Origin of the sequence: Nocardia sp. A7, from assembly GCF_046549215.1 — a bacterium.
Classification (GTDB): domain Bacteria; phylum Actinomycetota; class Actinomycetes; order Mycobacteriales; family Mycobacteriaceae; genus Nocardia.
In genome coordinates this window covers 1,172,517-1,188,484 of sequence record NZ_JAJPWE010000002.1, presented here as the reverse complement: position 1 = coordinate 1,188,484, position 15,968 = coordinate 1,172,517, and the positions used below count along the sequence as shown (strand labels likewise).

General features: G+C 67.4%; 14 protein-coding genes. 5 read left to right on the top strand and 9 right to left on the bottom strand.

Features of this window, described 5'->3' with window-relative positions; all coding sequences use genetic code 11:
* Positions 1-3 precede the first annotated feature (3 nt).
* A complete protein-coding gene (locus ACLJPD_RS16920; RefSeq protein ID WP_410873129.1) occupies positions 4-663 on the top strand; it encodes a TetR/AcrR family transcriptional regulator in 660 nt (219 codons plus the stop codon).
* 32 nt (positions 664-695) lie between these two features.
* Here the strand turns inward: ACLJPD_RS16920 and ACLJPD_RS16915 are convergent, their stop codons facing one another.
* Genes ACLJPD_RS16915 through ACLJPD_RS16905 form a run of 3 tightly spaced genes read right to left on the bottom strand, consistent with a single transcriptional unit; the run spans position 696 to position 2,909 of the window.
* Positions 696-1,325 carry a TetR/AcrR family transcriptional regulator gene (locus tag ACLJPD_RS16915; protein ID WP_410873128.1) on the bottom strand — a complete coding sequence of 210 codons (630 nt, stop codon included), beginning with the start codon at positions 1,323-1,325 and terminating at the stop codon, positions 696-698.
* 25 nt (positions 1,326-1,350) lie between these two features.
* The gene (locus ACLJPD_RS16910) at positions 1,351-2,439 is read right to left on the bottom strand and encodes an NAD(P)-dependent alcohol dehydrogenase (RefSeq protein WP_410873127.1); all 1,089 of its coding nucleotides are present in this window, start codon (positions 2,437-2,439) and stop codon (positions 1,351-1,353) included.
* Entirely contained in the window at positions 2,439-2,909 is a 471-nt protein-coding gene (locus ACLJPD_RS16905; RefSeq protein WP_410873126.1) for a DUF4334 domain-containing protein, read from the bottom strand. Before ACLJPD_RS16905 ends, ACLJPD_RS16910 begins: the two co-directional genes overlap by 1 nt.
* A gap of 93 nt (positions 2,910-3,002) precedes the next feature.
* Between ACLJPD_RS16905 and ACLJPD_RS16900 the strand changes: the two genes are divergently transcribed.
* From ACLJPD_RS16900 to ACLJPD_RS16890, 3 genes are all read left to right on the top strand, one after another.
* On the top strand, positions 3,003-3,560 hold the full coding sequence (locus ACLJPD_RS16900; RefSeq protein ID WP_410873125.1) for a TetR family transcriptional regulator: 558 nt from the start codon (positions 3,003-3,005) through the stop codon (positions 3,558-3,560).
* A 488-nt stretch (positions 3,561-4,048) separates the two neighbouring features.
* Complete coding sequence (locus tag ACLJPD_RS16895; RefSeq protein WP_410873124.1) at positions 4,049-4,786, top strand: TetR/AcrR family transcriptional regulator; 738 nt, start codon at positions 4,049-4,051, stop codon at positions 4,784-4,786.
* Positions 4,783-6,387: an FAD-dependent monooxygenase gene (locus ACLJPD_RS16890; RefSeq protein ID WP_410873123.1), complete on the top strand. Its 1,605-nt coding sequence runs from the start codon at positions 4,783-4,785 to the stop codon at positions 6,385-6,387. Before ACLJPD_RS16895 ends, ACLJPD_RS16890 begins: the two co-directional genes overlap by 4 nt.
* 21 nt (positions 6,388-6,408) lie before the next feature.
* Here ACLJPD_RS16890 and car read toward each other — a convergent pair whose 3' ends face one another.
* Together car and ACLJPD_RS16880 are read right to left on the bottom strand one after the other, a co-directional pair.
* On the bottom strand, positions 6,409-9,864 hold the full coding sequence (gene car, locus ACLJPD_RS16885) for a carboxylic acid reductase (protein ID WP_410873122.1): 3,456 nt from the start codon (positions 9,862-9,864) through the stop codon (positions 6,409-6,411).
* Positions 9,861-11,363 (bottom strand): carboxylesterase/lipase family protein, encoded by a 1,503-nt coding sequence (locus tag ACLJPD_RS16880; RefSeq protein WP_410873121.1) that lies wholly within the window; start codon positions 11,361-11,363, stop codon positions 9,861-9,863. Before ACLJPD_RS16880 ends, car begins: the two co-directional genes overlap by 4 nt.
* Before the next feature lie 95 nt (positions 11,364-11,458).
* Between ACLJPD_RS16880 and ACLJPD_RS16875 the strand changes: the two genes are divergently transcribed.
* Positions 11,459-12,217 carry a uracil-DNA glycosylase gene (locus tag ACLJPD_RS16875; protein ID WP_410873120.1) on the top strand — a complete coding sequence of 253 codons (759 nt, stop codon included), beginning with the start codon at positions 11,459-11,461 and terminating at the stop codon, positions 12,215-12,217.
* Positions 12,218-12,235: 18 nt separating this feature from the next.
* Here the strand turns inward: ACLJPD_RS16875 and ACLJPD_RS16870 are convergent, their stop codons facing one another.
* The 4 genes from ACLJPD_RS16870 to ACLJPD_RS16855 are packed head-to-tail and all read right to left on the bottom strand — an operon-like array spanning position 12,236 to position 15,859.
* Positions 12,236-13,207: a glycine betaine ABC transporter substrate-binding protein gene (locus ACLJPD_RS16870; RefSeq protein WP_410873119.1), complete on the bottom strand. Its 972-nt coding sequence runs from the start codon at positions 13,205-13,207 to the stop codon at positions 12,236-12,238.
* A complete protein-coding gene (locus ACLJPD_RS16865; RefSeq protein ID WP_410873118.1) occupies positions 13,204-13,941 on the bottom strand; it encodes an ABC transporter permease in 738 nt (245 codons plus the stop codon). Before ACLJPD_RS16865 ends, ACLJPD_RS16870 begins: the two co-directional genes overlap by 4 nt.
* Entirely contained in the window at positions 13,938-15,218 is a 1,281-nt protein-coding gene (locus tag ACLJPD_RS16860) for an ATP-binding cassette domain-containing protein (RefSeq protein WP_410873117.1), read from the bottom strand. The genes ACLJPD_RS16865 and ACLJPD_RS16860 overlap by 4 nt, the downstream gene beginning before the upstream one ends.
* Complete coding sequence (locus ACLJPD_RS16855) at positions 15,218-15,859, bottom strand: ABC transporter permease (RefSeq protein WP_410873116.1); 642 nt, start codon at positions 15,857-15,859, stop codon at positions 15,218-15,220. The genes ACLJPD_RS16860 and ACLJPD_RS16855 overlap by 1 nt, the downstream gene beginning before the upstream one ends.
* Positions 15,860-15,968 lie beyond the last annotated feature (109 nt).

Sequence of the window (15,968 nt, the reverse complement as noted above, 5' to 3'; positions counted from 1 at the left end):
GAGGTGACCGTGCAACAACCACGCCGGACCCAGGCGCAACGTCGGGCCTCCACTCGGGGCAGAATCCTGGCCTGCACCGCCGAATGTCTGCTCGAACGCGGCTACGCGGCGACCACCGTGAGCGCGGTCCAGGAACGCGCCGGGCTCGCCCGCGGCACCGTGCAGCACCACTTCCCCACCAGAGCCGAACTGCTCATCGCCGCCACCACCGAGGTGGTCGACATCCGGCTCGCGAAATTCCGGCGCGAAGCCGAACTCCTGCCACCCGGCCGCGACCGACTGCAATCGGTCGTAGACCTGGCCTGGCGCGACCTGAACAGTCCCGCCTTCTTCACCGCACTCGACCTGTGGGTCGCCGCGCGCACCGACACCGAACTCCGCGACCAGCTCGTCACCGAGGAACGCCGCGTCTTCACCGAAATGCGCAGGCTCTACCTCGAAGTCCTCGGCGAGCCCTACGCCACGGACCCGCGCGCCGAGGTCCTCGTCGAGTTCACCATCGACCTGCTCACCGGCCTGTCGATGACCGCCATGCTCACCGGCACACTCGGCGAACGCGAGGCGGTGCTGCGCCGATGGAAGCGTGCGCTCGCGGTGCTCGTCGGACAGCTCCCCAGCAGTGAACTCCTCGACGGCAGTCCACTGCCGGTATCGGCCGGCTGAACGACTTCGCCCCTCGCCGAGGTGTTTCGCGCCTACTCAGCCGTGGTCTGCACCCCGGACAATCCGTTCCAACACAACGCGACGACAGTGTCGGCCGCCTCGCCCTTCGGAATCGGACGACCCGCGTCGAGCCAGTGCCGGGCCGCCAGATGGCTGGCGCCCACCACGCCGAACGCGCACCCGTAGGCACGGACGTTGTCCATCCCCGCCGCGCGGAGCTCCGCACTCACCAGCACCGCGCATTCGCCCATCGCGTTGGTCACCCGCCACCGCACACACGGCTCGCTCGGCACCGGAGATTCGAAGACGAGGGTGTGCCCACCGGCGTCCTCGTCGACGAAGTCGAAATAGGCCAGCACCGCGCGGCGGACCTTGTCCTCTTGCCCGTGCGCGTCGGCCAGAGCGTCCCGGATTCCGTCGACCATCCGGTCCAGATACCCCTGCAACACAGCCAGATACAGGTCGATCTTGCTCGCGTAGTGCGTGTACAGCACCGGCTTGCTCATCCCGGCCCTGACGCTGATGTCCTCCATGCTCGCGCCGTGGTAGCCCGCAACGACGAACACCGCACGCGCTGCGCCCAGCACCGCGAGTCGTCGCTGCGTCCGGGCCGCCGTCTCGGAACCTTCTGTTGTCGAGGTGTCGTCGTAGAGAAGTGTCATGAGACGTCCGAGGATTCGAGGGTGTTCACCATGTGAGCACCGGCTTGACGACGGTGCCCGCGCGCTGGTCGGCCAGCGCGGTGCCGACCTCGGTGTGCGGGTACCGGGCGATGAGGCGATCGACCGGGAAACGCCCGGTCGCGAACAGGTCGAGCAGCTCGGGGATGAAGGTGCCCGGCACGCTGTCACCCTCGAGGCAACCGCGAATCACCTTGCCGCGCAATACGAGATCGCTGACATCTACCGGTGGCGTGCCACGGCCGAGCCCGACGGCCACCACGGTGGCACCGACGGCGAGCGCGGCGACGGCATCGCCGAGTACGGTCGCGATGCCGGTCGTGTCGAGCGCATGGGTAGCACCGTCCCCGGTGAGTTCACGGATGCGTGCCGCGGTCGGCCCGTCGGCGGGGTCGAGCGCGGCATCAGCACCGAGCTCGACAGCTAGTTCCCTTCGCGCAGCAGATGTTTCGACGACGACAACGCGGACATCGGGAACAGTACGAGCAGCCAGCAGTCCTGCCATCCCGACCGCTCCCGCCCCGTACACAGCGACCCACGCACCTGGCTCCGGGCGCAACGCGTTCAGCACCGCACCCGCACCGGTCTGGAATCCGCAGCCGAACGGCGCCGCCACCGTGAGGTCGATCGCGGGGTCGATCACCACAGTGTTGTCCTCGGTGGTCAGTGCGTAGCCGGCGAAACTCGACTGGCCGAAGAACCCGTCCAGGATCGGAGCGCCGTCGAGAAGGATGCGGGGCGTGTCGTGGGCGCGGCGCCCGAATTGATTGAGCGCGGTCGCATGGTGGCAATAGGCAGGGCGCCCAGCCGCACAGTTGCGACAGGTGCCGCAGTGCCGGAAGGTCAGCACGACATGATCACCGGGCCGGACCGTGCGCACATCGGGCCCGATCGCCGCGACCACACCCGCGCCCTCGTGTCCGAGCAGGATCGGACGATCCGCCGCACCTGCCCGCCGGGTCACCAGGTCGGTGTGGCAGATACCGGCGGCCACGATCCGGACCAGGATCTCGCCGCCGCGCGGCTCGTCGACCTCGATCGGCTCGATCGAGAACTCCGCCGCCGGATCGCGCGACAGGACCGCCGTCGTGCGCATCAGGAGACCCGTTCCAGCAGGAAGTAGAAGTATTCGCCGCGGGAGAGAACCAGTTCGGGGCGCCCGTTCATGATGCCCATCAGGGTGGTGTCGTCGAGCCACTTGAAGTGGTCGAACACCGCGCGGCCGTCGTAGACCATGGTCGCGGTGACCTCGCCGCGGAACTCGATGTTCCACAGAGTCGCTTCACCCTGCCCCAGTTCGACATTCGAGAACAGGGAGCCGTCCTCGGCCCGGCAGATCAGCGGTTTCGCGTCGTCGAGGGCAAGGAAGGTCTTTCCGTACCACCGGCTCGCGGGCAGTGCGCGACACAGCGGGTGACCGGTCTGGAAGGCGTCGCCGCGCCATTCGCCGAGGACGTCCTCGGCGCGGGCCGGTCGTAGCCGGGTCCACAGCTGATCCAGTTCGGCGGTCGTCACTCCGTCCGCCTGCTCCCTGAGCTGCTGCCACCGTGGTTTGTCCGCGCTCATCAAGCCCTCGTCTCACAGATTTCAGAACCGTCCGGTTCCGCATTGGACCATAGTTCCGAACCAGATGGTTCGGCAAGGGGTACGCTTCGGCCCATGCGGGCGGCAGGTCAGGCAACCAGGGAGCGAATACTCACCGCGGCGAAGGCGGAGTTCGCCGAATTCGGCATCGCCGGCGCCCGGATCAACCGCATCGCGGCCGCCGCACACGCCAGCAAGGACCGGCTCTACGCCTACTTCCCCGGCAAGAACGAGCTCTACGCGGCCGTCACCGAACGCTGGACCAGCGAGACCAGCAACGAAGCCGCCATGTCCGCCGACGACCTGCCCGCCTACGCGGGCCGCCTGTTCGACCACTTCCTCGCCCACCCTGACAACGCCCGCCTCCAAGCCTGGGCCGAACTCGAACCATCCGGCGAGATACCGCAGGTGCTGCGCCGCACCATCGACACCAAGATCGCCGAACTCCGCCGTGGCCAGCGCGAAGGGCTCATCACCACCGACATCCCGGCCCCGATCATGCTGCGCATGCTCACCGACCTGGCCCGCACGTCAGCAACCCACACCATGACAGGCTCGTCCGATGCCGGACGCACGGCGGCGCAGCGCGCGGCGACAGTGTCAGCCGTTGCGCGCATGGTCGCCCCGGCGTAGCAACCGGCGATCCAGATCCATCGCCCTCGCTCCCCCGGCTGACCAGCACGCATGGCCGCTGGCCTCCTTGTGTTTTTGAATGTTGATTGCTTGGCGCTGGTTGCAGCAGCAAATATGGATAAAATGTTTAGATGCGCATATCGCAATATCTCGATTTATTGCGCTGAGGTACTAGTCATCTAAGATCGCCGCCGCGTCCATTCCCCCGCGCATCGCGACTACAAGCACAATTCAAAACCCTTCTGCCCCTTGGTCCTTCCGCTCCCCCGGACAGGGTCAGACTGTGCAGCACACCCCACTCCCCCGCCTCGTAGCAATGAGTCGAGCATCGAGTTGGCAATGTCCGGATGGGCAGCGGACGGCACGCCCAAGCCGTGCGGCCAGGCGTGTGAGGCCGGGAGCCACCGACAGGCCACGTGTCTCAGCACACAGCGAACACATTCGCCACGATCTTGTTCGTAGCGAACATGTTCGTTACGATCAAATTCGTGACCGAGCATCGAGTTGTCCGTAGTCGCCGGGAGCGACCAAGCAAGCCGGCATTGACCCGAGACCGTGTTGTCGCCGCTGCGATGGCGGTGATGCGGTCGGAGGGTTTGGAGAAGCTGACACTGCGCCGACTGGCCACCGAACTCGATACCGGTCCGGCGTCGCTGTATGTGTATTTCCGCAATGTGGCCGATCTGCATGCCGCAGTGCTGGACGAGTTGCTCGCCGGTGTCGATCTCGGTCCGGTCGGCGCGTCCGGGGATTGGCGTGAGCGCCTCGAAGCGGTCTTGTCCTCCTACGTCGGCGTCCTGATGCAGTACCCCCCGTTGGCCCGCTCGGCCCTGCTGACCCGCCCGTCGGGGCCCTGTTACCTCGACCTCGTCGAAGTGTTGGTGGCGCTGCTGCGCGAAGGTGGCGTCGAGGCGGACAGGGCCGCATGGGCAGTGGATCTGCTGTTGCAGGTCGTCACCGCCACCGGTGCTGAACAGGCCACACGCCGGGAGAATCCCCAGGACGGCGACGACTGGAACGCGCTGGTCGCCGCGATCGAGAACGCCGACGCGGGGCGCTACCCGCAGATCCGTGAGTTGGGACCGCTACTGCTGACCGGGCCGGGCACCGCCCGGATGCGCTGGGGTCTGTCGGTCCTGCTCAACGGGATCGTGGCCACCGAGTTACCGGCGCCGGATCCGACTTCACCATCCGAAATCAACTCCAGCGAAGGAGAACGATCATGAACACCATCGACGAAGCCACCACCCCTGACCTGATCCCTGTTCTCATCATCGGCGGCAGCCTGGTCGGTCTGTCCGCAGCGACGTTCTTGGCTTGGCGCGGCGTGCCGGTCATAGTGGTCGAGAAACACGCCGGCAGCTCGCTGCACCCGCGTGCGATCGGCTACACCACCCGCACCCTTGAGCTGTTCCGCCGCGTGGGCGTCGAGGTTCCCATCTCGGGTCACAGCGGCCCGCCGCGGCGGGCACGAGTGGAGAGCCTGGCCGGGAACTGGATCGAGGAATACCCCTGGACACCGGGCGGGCGTGGGCAGGGACCGCGGGTCGAATACTCCCCCGCCAAAGCGACCGCGATCCCGCAGGACAAGCTGGAACCGATCCTGCGTGAGCGGGCCCGTGAGTTGGGCGCCGAGTTGCGACTGAGCACCGAACTGGTCGGGTTCACCCAGGACGAGGCCGGTGTCACCGCCACCCTGCGCCGCCGCGGCGACGGCCACGAATACCAGCTCCGCGCCCGATACATGATCGCCGCCGACGGCGCGACCAGCCCGGTGCGGGAGGCCCTCGGCATCACCCGCAGCGGCGAGGGTTTGCTGTCGGTGCAACGCAGCATCCTGTTCACCGCCCCGCTCGATGAGTACCTCGAACGTGGTGTGGTGCAGTTCGAGATCGAGCAGCCCGACTTCAAGGCGTTTCTGACCACCTATTCCGACGGCCGGTGGGTGGTGATGCTCGGCGAGGACGTCGACCGTTCCGAAGAAGAGCACAAGGCGATGGTGGCCAAGGCGCTCGGTCGCGACGACGTCCCCGTCGAGCTGATCACCAGCGGCCGTTGGGAACTGGCGGCACTGATCGCCGACCGTTTCTCCGCGGGCCGAGTGTTCCTGGCCGGCGACGCTGCCCACCAGCTCCCGCCCAACCGAGGCGGATTCGGCGCCAACACCGGCATCGACGATGTCGACAACCTGGCCTGGAAGCTCGCGGCGGTGCTCTCGGGTGAATCCCGCCCGGCGCTGCTCGACACTTACGACGCCGAACGCCGTCCGATCGCCGAGCTGCGGCACGAACAGATCTTCGCCCGCGCCGACTACAAGGCCTACCTCGACGGCCCACGCAGTGAGGTGCCGGTCCTGGACGACAACGCGATCGAACTCGGCCAGCTCTACCGCTCCGAGGCCGTGATCGGCGCCGGTCCCGAGCTGCCGCGCGCGCAGCGTCCCGACGCATGGGCAGGCCAGCCCGGAACCCGTGCTCCGCACCTGACCCTCACCGATTCCGACAGCAGCTCGACCCTGGACCTGTTCGGCCGTGAGTGGGTCGTGGTGTCCGAGGACGCCCGTTGGCGCGCTGCCGCCGCGACCGCCGCCCAGCAGCTCGATGTCGCGGTCGGGTTCGTCCAGATCGGGACCGATGTCGAAACAGTGGAGTCGGACGTCTTCGGCACCGCCTACGGGCTCACAGGCACGGGCGCGTCGCTGGTTCGCCCGGACGGCTACATCGCCTGGCGCGCGGTCGCGGTTCCCGAAGACCCTGCCGCGGCCCTGACGCAGGCCCTGGCACAGGTCGACGACACGACCCGCCGCCTCTCGGCGGCGAGCCTGTGATGCCCGCGCTCGATCAACGCCTCACCCCAGGAGGCCCAGACGGGTCAGGTCGCGGACGTATTTATTGATGAGATCTCTGGGTAGGTGCGGGATGTCGTTGTCGGGGCCGATCTGGGCGGCGCGGACGGCGGCGTGGAATCCGTCGGCGGGCAGGGCTGAGCCGGGCAGTGGACGGCCGGGTCTGCGGTAGGCGTCGAGTACGGGGAGCATGGTGTGTTTGCGTTGGGGTTCGGGGAGGGCGCGCAGGGCGGTTTCGAAGCGGGCGAACCACGTGTCGTAGTTGTCGATGCGATCGATGTGGTGGCCTGCTTCGGTCAGCCAGTCGACGAAGACGTCGAGGGAGATGCCGTCGTCGTGCGGGTTGAGGACGTCGTAGGTGCGGTATCCGCTCGTCGCGGCGGCGCCCAATTCGGTGATCGCCGTGGCGACGAAGTCCGCGGGGAGCCCGTCGTAGTGGGCGCGTTGGCGTTGTCCATGGGAATCGGTGCGGTAGAACGACTTCGGTGCCAGGCCGGTGACCAGCACGCTCAGCAGGAGCCGGGTGAAGACATCGGGCACATTGAGCTGACCACGGAAATGGCTGTGCGCCAGGATCATGTCCGAACGGAATACCGCGACGGGTAGGCCGAACCGCTCGGCTGCCTCGCGCAAGAGAACCTCGCCTGCCCATTTGCTGTTGCCGTAACCGCTGGCGTAGCCATCGTCGAGTCGGCGGACCGGGCTCATGGTTCGCACATCACCGTCTTCGGCGAAGGACTCCCCCTGCGCCGCGACAGCCACCGTCGACAGATAGCTCACGGGTTTGCGCGTAGTCGTCAGCGCCAGCCGGATGATCTCGGCCGTGCCGACCACATTCGGGCCGAACAGCTGCGCGTAGGGGAGCACATGGTTCACCAGCGCCGCGGAGTGCACGATCAGCTCGACCTCAGCGGCCAACCGGTCCCATGTCGACTGTGACAGACCCAGATTCGGTTCACCGATATCACCGGGTAGCACTTCCAGGGTGTCCTTCGCCAGGAGCTGGTAGTGGGTGTCGAGCTCGCTGTCGCTCTCGAATGCCGCGTCGAGGCGCTCGCGGGCGGCGACCGCGTCACCGCCACGAACCACACAGATCACCCTGCCACCCTGCGGGGCGAGCTTTTCCAGCCAGGCCAATAGCAGGAACCGACCGAGATAGCCGTTCGCGCCGGTGATCAACACCGTCTTCGCGGGGTCGTTCGCAGGCACGCGCACTGCCGCTTCGACATCCAGGAACTTCTCGAGTGTCAGATCCGCGGCGCGAATCTCGGTAGCGCCGACACCGTGTACCGCATCGGAATCGGTTCGGTGCGTGCCGGGTTCGCGTTCGCGTCGCACGTAGTCGGCGATGCGCGCCAGGTCGCTGTCCGGTCCGAGCAGCACATTCACCGGCACGTCCACCCCGAGAAGTTCGCGCAGCAGGGTCGAATACGACAGCGCGGCCAGCGAATCCCCGCCAAGATCGCCGAAGCGCGCATCCGGGCCGAGATCGGCCGAATCGCCGCCGAGCACCGCGCGAGCGGCCCGGGCCACGGTGTCGTACACTGGCAGTCCTGGTGCGTCGCGGCGCAACCGCCGCAGTTCGTCTTCCTGATCCCGAGCGAGGTCGGCATAGAGCTTCTCGAGACGATCCCCGTAGCGCTGTTTCAGCTTGGGCCGCAACAGTTTCCCGACCCCGGACAACATCCCGTCGGCCGTCGAGAACGGTTCGGCCTCGATGATGAAGTCACGCGGGATCTCGTAGGGCTCGAGCTCGGCCGCGACGGCGGCGCGGTGCAGCGACGAACTCACCGCCGCACGCAACTCGTCGGCAGGTCCCGCGAGCGCGGCCTCGGTGGGCACCACGACCGCCAGCAGATAGGACCGTTCACTGCTGCCGTAGACATAGATCTGCCGCACCAGCTCGGCGCCCGCGAACACCGCTTCGAGCCGCGATACTGTCACGAATTCGCCCTGAGACAGCTTGAGCACATTGTTGCGGCGGTCGACATAGGCCAGCCGATCCGGCGCCAGCTCGGCGACCACGTCACCGGTGCGGCAGAATCCGTCGGCATCGAAGACCTCGGCGGTCACCTCGGGGCGGCGGTAGTACCCGGCGATCATGGTGGTGGTCTTGAGCAGCAACTCACCGCGCGGATACGGCTTGTCGGTGGCGAAGTAGCCGAGCTCGGGCACGTCGACGAGCTTGTAGTCCAGTACCGGCGGGCGCATCACCTTCGTATCGAAGATCACCCCGGCGCCGGTCTCGGTGGAGCCGTACCCGTCGTGTAGGCGCAGATGCAGGACCGATTCGACGAAGCCGCGCAACTCGGGTGCGATCGGTGCGCTGCCGCACAGTGCCGACATCAGCCGACCACCCAGGAACTGTTCGCGCAGTTCGGTTTTCACCGCATCGATCGCCTCCTCGCCGCGTTCGGCGACCGCTCGCTGGAAGCGCTGCAGGATCATGTCGCACACGCGAGGGACCAGGAAGATCTCGGTGGGCCGCACGAGCGCGATGTCGGTGAACAGTGTGGACAGGTCCGGCGCCGCCGCGAAGTACGCGGTGCCGCCACGGGCGAGCACGCCGTTGAGGGTGAGCCGGGCCGCGATATGGCTCATCGGCAGGAAGTTGACAGTGATCGCCGCCAGCGGCCGCGGGGGCTGCCAGCCCACCGCGACCAGGCGCTGGGTGTACATCGCGCCCTTGGGTGTTCCGGTGCTGCCCGAGGTGTAGATCAGCAGGGCGAGAGGATCCTCGCCGTCGGCGGGCACGCTCAGCGGGGCCGCCTCGGCGCGACGGCCCTGGTCGATGGTGTCGTCGAAAGTGCTGGGTTCGAGGTCCGATCCCCCGGCCCGCAGACGGGCGCGAGCGGTGTCGAGGGCATCGCGGTGATCGTCGTCGTCGGCGTGATGGTCGAACACGAGCAGCGAACGCGGTCTGGCGCCGGCCAGGACCGCGTCGACGGCGGTGTCCAGGTGCGCGGTATCGACCGCGAACACCGTCGGCTGGGTCTCGGCGAGAATCGACCGCAACTGTTCGAGTCCCGCGCCCGCCTGCAGCGGCACCGCGACCCCACCGAGGTGGATCGTCGCGAGATCGAGGACGGTGTAGTCGGCGCTGGTGAACCCGAGCACCGCGACGAAATCTCCTGCGGCGACGCCGTCACGATGCCAGGCGGCGGCGAGTGCGCGGGTGCGCTCCCACACCTGCCCATAGGTCAGTAACTCGAACTCCGGCAACAGTTTTCGCGTCGATCTTCCGCCGGCCTCGACCAGTTCGGTACGGCGGGTGCCGAGTGCGGGACGGTCAGCGTAGGCGGTCATGACGGTCTCGACGATGCGCGAAGTCGGAAGTCCGGGGGTCGTCACGATGGCATGCACGTCTTCGGCAGGTCGCGCCGCACGGATCTGCTCGTCGTCGGCATAGAGCGACTTGATGCGGTCGGCCAGCAGATTCGCGGCGAGCTCCAATGTCATGCTTCCAACTTCCGAATGCCCTGCCACACCGCACGTTGCGCGGAATCGGGGTCGACCAGCACGCGGGGCGGATGGTCGATGATGCAGGTGGTCCGGCGTTCGGCGGTGTAGGGCAGCCAGGGTGCCAGCGGTCGGCCGGTGCGGGCGAAGCTGAGCCAGTTGTCCTGGATGTGGTCCTGCACGGCGAGGAACGCCCGTCTGCCACCGGCTGCCGTCATCGCGCGGCCGACCGGACCGTCGACCCAGCCGAAGACCGGGACGAGGTCGAGTGCGTGGGTGGCACCGAGGCCCGCCAGGTGCAGTGCGCGCGGGGCGTAGTCGTAGCGGTAGGCGTAGGTGGGGGCGTATCGGCTGTGGCCTTCGAGGACGGCCAGGGTCGGGCGCAGGAACAGGTGATCGCCGCCGACACGCACCGCGGTCCGGGCTGCCGGATAGCCGGGGTACGTGCTGGTCACCCGTTGCTCGGTGCCGGGCTCATAACGCCCGAAAATGGTGGTGAGCTGCGCGGGGGTGTGTGGGACCGCCGCCTTGGCGAAGCGCTGGAACAGCGTCGCCTCGTCGCGGTTGGTGCCGATGATCAACGGCACCGGATGCGCGCGGCCCGCCGCGATCGCCGCCAGGGGTGTCTCCGGCAAGAAGTCGCCGTCCGCGACGGGGGCGAAGGGGAAGCTGCCGGGCTCCTCGTGGAGCGACCGTGCCAGCGCTCGGTCGCCCGCCCGACCCAATTCCTTCGCGGACACGGTGCTCAGGACGGTCGCGGCGTCGGCAGGGGTGGCGCCGAGCCGGTCCAGGCAGCGGCGGGCGAACCGGCGCGCCTCGTCAGGTGTCGAGGTCCAGTCGGCGGGGGCGCTCTGGGCGATCGCTCGGTGGAACAGGCCGCGGGCGGCAGGCGTGGCCAGCAGGCTGACCACCGCGTGCGCACCGGCCGATTCGCCGAAGATGGTGACGTTGTCCGGATCCCCGCCGAACGCGGCGATATTGCGACGCACCCATTCGAGTGCCGCGACCTGATCGCGCAGTCCGAGGTTCGACTCGAAAGGCCTGTCCGGCGTGGAGAATTCGCTGAAGTCGACGTATCCGAGCGCGCCGAGGCGGTAGTTCACCGACACCACGATCACCTCGCCCCGCGCGGCCAGCCGCGCGCCGGAATACATGCTCGACGTGCCGATCAGGTATCCGCCACCGTGGAAGAACACCATCACCGGGCGCGGTGTCGACGAGGACTTCACCGGGGCGGTCACATTGAGCGTCAGGCAATCCTCCCCGGTGGGTTGCCACGTGCGCGGCCCGATGCGGGCACCGTTCGGGTTCTGCACCGCGGCGAAGCCGAACTCGGTCGCCGACCGCACCCCTTTCCAGGGTCGAACAGGCTGGGGAGCGCGCAAGCGCAACGCTCCGGTGGGTGGGGCCGCGTAAGGCAGGGCACGCCAGCGGGCGATTCGGCGACCCGCACGACCGCGCACGACTCCGTCGGCGCTCACGATCTCGGTGGACAACATTCCTCGAATGTACGTGGTACCGACGGTACCGCGCAGGTGGTTCGGCTGGCGAACTGTCTCGAAGGCGCATCGGCACTGCGGACTAGACTGTGCCGATGGCCGGTGAGGATCCGGAAATGGCCCCGCAGGCGGCGACGAACACCCCCGATATCGCCGCACTGGATCGTCTGGTTTCCACCTGCCGTGCCTGCCCCCGACTCGTCGCCTGGCGTGAAGAAGTCGCTGTCGTCAAGCGTGCGGCCTTCCGCGACGAGGAGTATTGGGGTCGCCCGGTCCCCGGATTCGGCCCTGTTGACGCGCGGATTCTCGTGGTCGGTCTCGCTCCCGCCGCCCACGGCGGTAACCGGACGGGCCGCATGTTCACCGGCGACCCGAGCGGCACCGTGTTGTTCGGCGCACTGCACGCGGTCGGCCTGGCGAGCGGCGCGCATTCGGTCAGCCGTGAAGACGGCGTCGAACTGGTGAATATCCGGCTCACCGCACCCGTGCACTGCGCTCCACCGGAGAACAAGCCGACACCCGAGGAGCGGCGCCGCTGCGCGCCTTTTCTCAGCCGCGAATTGGAACTGCTCCGATCGACGCTGCGGGTGATCGTCGTCCTCGGCGCCTTCGGCTGGCAGGCCCTTTTCACTGTCCTGTCGGCAGGTGGCTGGAATGTCGCACGCCCACGTCCGCGTTTCGCCCACGGCGCGCAATTCGTCATCACCCATCCCGACGGCCGATCGGTCACCGTTCTCGGCAGCTACCACGTGAGCCAGCGCAATACCGCCACCGGCCGGGTGACCCCCGCGATGATCGAAGAGGTCCTGCTGCGCGCGAAGTCGATCGCCGCCGGCCCGCCCCTCACGAAATAGTCTGTCCGGCACCAGCCGCTAGGCGATCAGGTTCGCGCTTTTCAGCCAGTCGTAGGCGACGTCGGCGGGGTCTTCTCCGTTGATGTCGACGCGGCCGTTGAGTTCTCGCATCAGGTCGTCGGTGAGACGTTCGGAGATCGTGTCGAGCAAGGGGCGCAGTTCGGGGTTGGCGTCGAGGACAGCGCCGCGGACGACCGCGGTGCCGCTGTACGGGAGGAAGAACTTCTTGTCGTCTTCCAGGACAAGAAGATTCAGGTTCTTGACGCGACCGTCGGTGGTGTAGACCATGCCGAAATGGCAGGGGGTGCCTTTGGCTGTCGCGGTGTAGACGACGCCGGCGTCCATGCGGGTCACATTGCCCGCGGGGACACCGTTGGGGTCGTTGTAGGGGATGCCGTATTTCTGCAGCATCGGGATGAAACCGTCCGAGCGACTGAAGAATTCGTCGTCGACGCAGAAGGTGCGCTCGGTGACCGGCAATGCGGCCACGTCCGAGAGCGACTTCACGCCGAGTCGCTGCGCGGTCGGTGTCGACGCACCGAACGCGTAGGTGTCGTTGAAGTTGGATGGGGCGAGCCATTCCAGGTCGTAATCACGCTTTTCGACATCGTGGACGCGCTGCCAGAGCTCCTGTGGGTCCACGATCGTCTCGGTCTCGTTGTGGTAGTTGACCCAGCCGGTACCGGTGTATTCCCACAGCACGTCGGCGTCACCGTTGAGCTGGGCCTGCCGCGACGAGGCCGAACCGGGAGCGCCGGTCAGATCGGTGATCGAGGCACCCGCCGCGGCCAGATAGGTCGCGGTGATCTTGCCGAGCAGCACACCCTCGGTGAAGCTCTTCGAGGTGACCGTGAGCTCGGCGCCGTCCAACGGACGTTCACCGCCGGGCAGACTGGCCTCGTGGAAGGTGCCCGACGAACTCACCAACCCACATCCGACGAGCAGGGACATCGTTGCGACTAGCGCGGAAATCAGCGGGACTCGCCTCATGAGACACCTCGTGGGGTCGCGGCCAGTTCGACGAGTCGGCCGAGCCAATCGATGATCAACGCCAGCAGCCCGACGAGCACGGCGCCGGAGATGAGCAACTTGGGCAGGAACAGCGTGACCCCGGTCGTGATCAGGGTGCCCAGGCTGGTCGCGCCGATGAAGGTACTCAGCGTCGCGGTGCCGACCAGGATGACCAGCGCGGTGCGCACGCCGTTGAGGATCACCGGCACGGCCAGGGGCAACTCGACCTGCACGAGGGTCCGTGCGGCCGAGAAGCCGATCCCTCGCGAGGCCTCGATGGTGCGCTGATCCACTTGCCGCAGCCCGACGATGGTGTTCTGCAGGATCGGCAGGATCGCGTACACGACGAGACCGACGACGGCGGTGCGGAATCCGGTGCCGAGCCAGAACGTGAACAGCACGAGCAATCCGACGGCGGGCGCGGCCTGACCGATGTTGGCGATATTGACCGCGATCGGTTCGAGCCGCTGCAGCGCCGGTCTGGTCAACGCGATACCCAACGGAATCGCGACGACGACCACGATCGCGGTGGCGACGACCGTGAGCCGGATGTGTTCGAGGATCGTGGTCTGCAGATTGGCCCACGCGAGCGATGCCTGCTCGGCCGCGGTGAAGGTCGAGGACCGATACCAGAGCACGTAGCCGATGCCGATCACCACGATGATGAGCGGTTCGAACCACACGTCGATCGGGACTCGGCGCAGCCGGTTCATGCCGGTCCGGCCGATCCCGGTTCGTCGTCGGCGGCGACGACCGGGGTGGGCGTGGGATCGGAACCGTCGACATAGGTTTCGTAGGACAGGTCTTCGACGGCGGCGTGTCCCTCGGCGAGCTTGGTCTGGATCACGTCGGTCACCGAGCCGATGCTGAGCGATCCGACGACGGCGCCGCGACCGTCGGTCACCAGGGTGGCGCCCTGGCTCGCCGCGAGCATGGCGTCGAGCGCGTCGTTGAGCGTTGAGGACTTGGCCACCACGGGCAGTCTGCGATCCAGGTAGTCCGAAACCTCCGGCTTGCTCGCCACTTCCGTGAGCGAGGGCCACGAGCGCGGCCGCCCTGCTTCGTCCACGACCACAACCCAGGTGTTTCCCGCGGCCTTCGCCCGACCGATCACGACCTGCGACGACTCCCCGATCCTGGCGGTCGTCACCGAGTCGACCTCCACATCGCGCACCCGCGACACCGTCAGATACGCCAGTTTCGCGCCGGATCCGACGAATTCCTCCACGAACGGCGTCGCCGGGTCGGTGAGGATCTCCTCGGGCGTCGCGTACTGCTCGACGTGCCCGCCTTCGGAGAGGATGAGCACCTTGTCGCCGAGTTTGGTGGCTTCCTCGAAGTCGTGGGTGACGATCACGATCGTCTTGCCGAGTTCGTGCTGGATCGAGATCAGACTGTCCTGCAAGCGAACTCGGGTGATCGGGTCGACGGCGCCGAACGGCTCGTCCATCAGCAGCACCGGCGGGTCGGCCGCGAGGGCGCGGGCCACACCGACGCGCTGTTGCTGGCCACCGGACATGTCCTTGGGCAGCCGGTCGGCGAATGTCGCGGGGTCCAGGCCCACCAGGTCGAGCAGATATTCGGTGCGCTCGGCGATCCGCTTCTTGTCCCAGCCGAGCACTCGCGGGATCGCGCCGATGTTCTTGGCGACCGACCAGTGCGGGAACAGGCCACCGGACTGGATGACGTAGCCGATCGACTGGCGCAGCTTGTCGGGATCCTCGCGGGTGACGTCGCGGCCACCGATGAAGATCCGGCCCTCGGTCGGTTCGATCAGCCGGTTGATCATCTTCAGCGTGGTCGTCTTGCCGCAACCCGAGGGTCCGACGAACGCGACGATATTGCCCGCGTCGATCTCGAGGTCCAGATGCTGGACAGCGGGCGCGTCCTGGCCCTTGTACCGCTTGACGACCCCGTCCAAGGTGATGGAATCACCGGTCACATTGCGCTGCGGGCTCGCCGGGGCGGGCCGGCTGGTCACGTCGGTCATCACAGTCCCTTGGCAATCGTGAGGCGTCCGAGCAGGACGAGGAGCGCGTCGAAGACCAACGCGATGGCAACGATGAGAATTGTTCCGGTGAGCGCCATTTCGAGGGCGTTGGCGCCGCCGAGGCGGGACAGACCGTTGAAGATCAGCGAACCGAGGCCCGGCCCGAGGACATACGCGACGATCGCGGCGACACCGACGATCATCTGGGTCGAGACCCTGATCCCGGTGAGAATCACCGGCCACGCGATCGGCAATTCGACAGTCAGCAGGATCCGCCACCGCGACAATCCGATGCCACGCGCGGACTCGACGACCGTGGCGGGCACCGACCGCAGGCCGACGATCGCGTTCCCGATCACCGGCAGTGCCGCGAAGAACGCCAGCATGATGAACGACGGCACCACGCCGAGGCCGAACGGGACCAGCAGCAATGCCAGCAACGCCAGCGAGGGAATCGTCAACGCGACCCGGCTCGAGGTCAGGGTCAGCGCCGAGGCCAGCGGCAATCGATACACCGCCACGGCAACGAGGATCGCGACGACGGTGCCGACCAGCACCGTCTGCAATGCCAGCGAGGCGTGCTGATAGGTGAGGAAGGCCAGGACCTCGCCTCGCCCCTGGACGTAGCTCCACAAGTTCACGGCATTCCCCTCGTCAGGCTGGGCCGGCGGGTACCTGTTCGCGCTGGGTCATCGGATGAATGTGCCGTCGAAGAATAGTCGATGCCCGGTGTCGATTCCGGGACGCGCG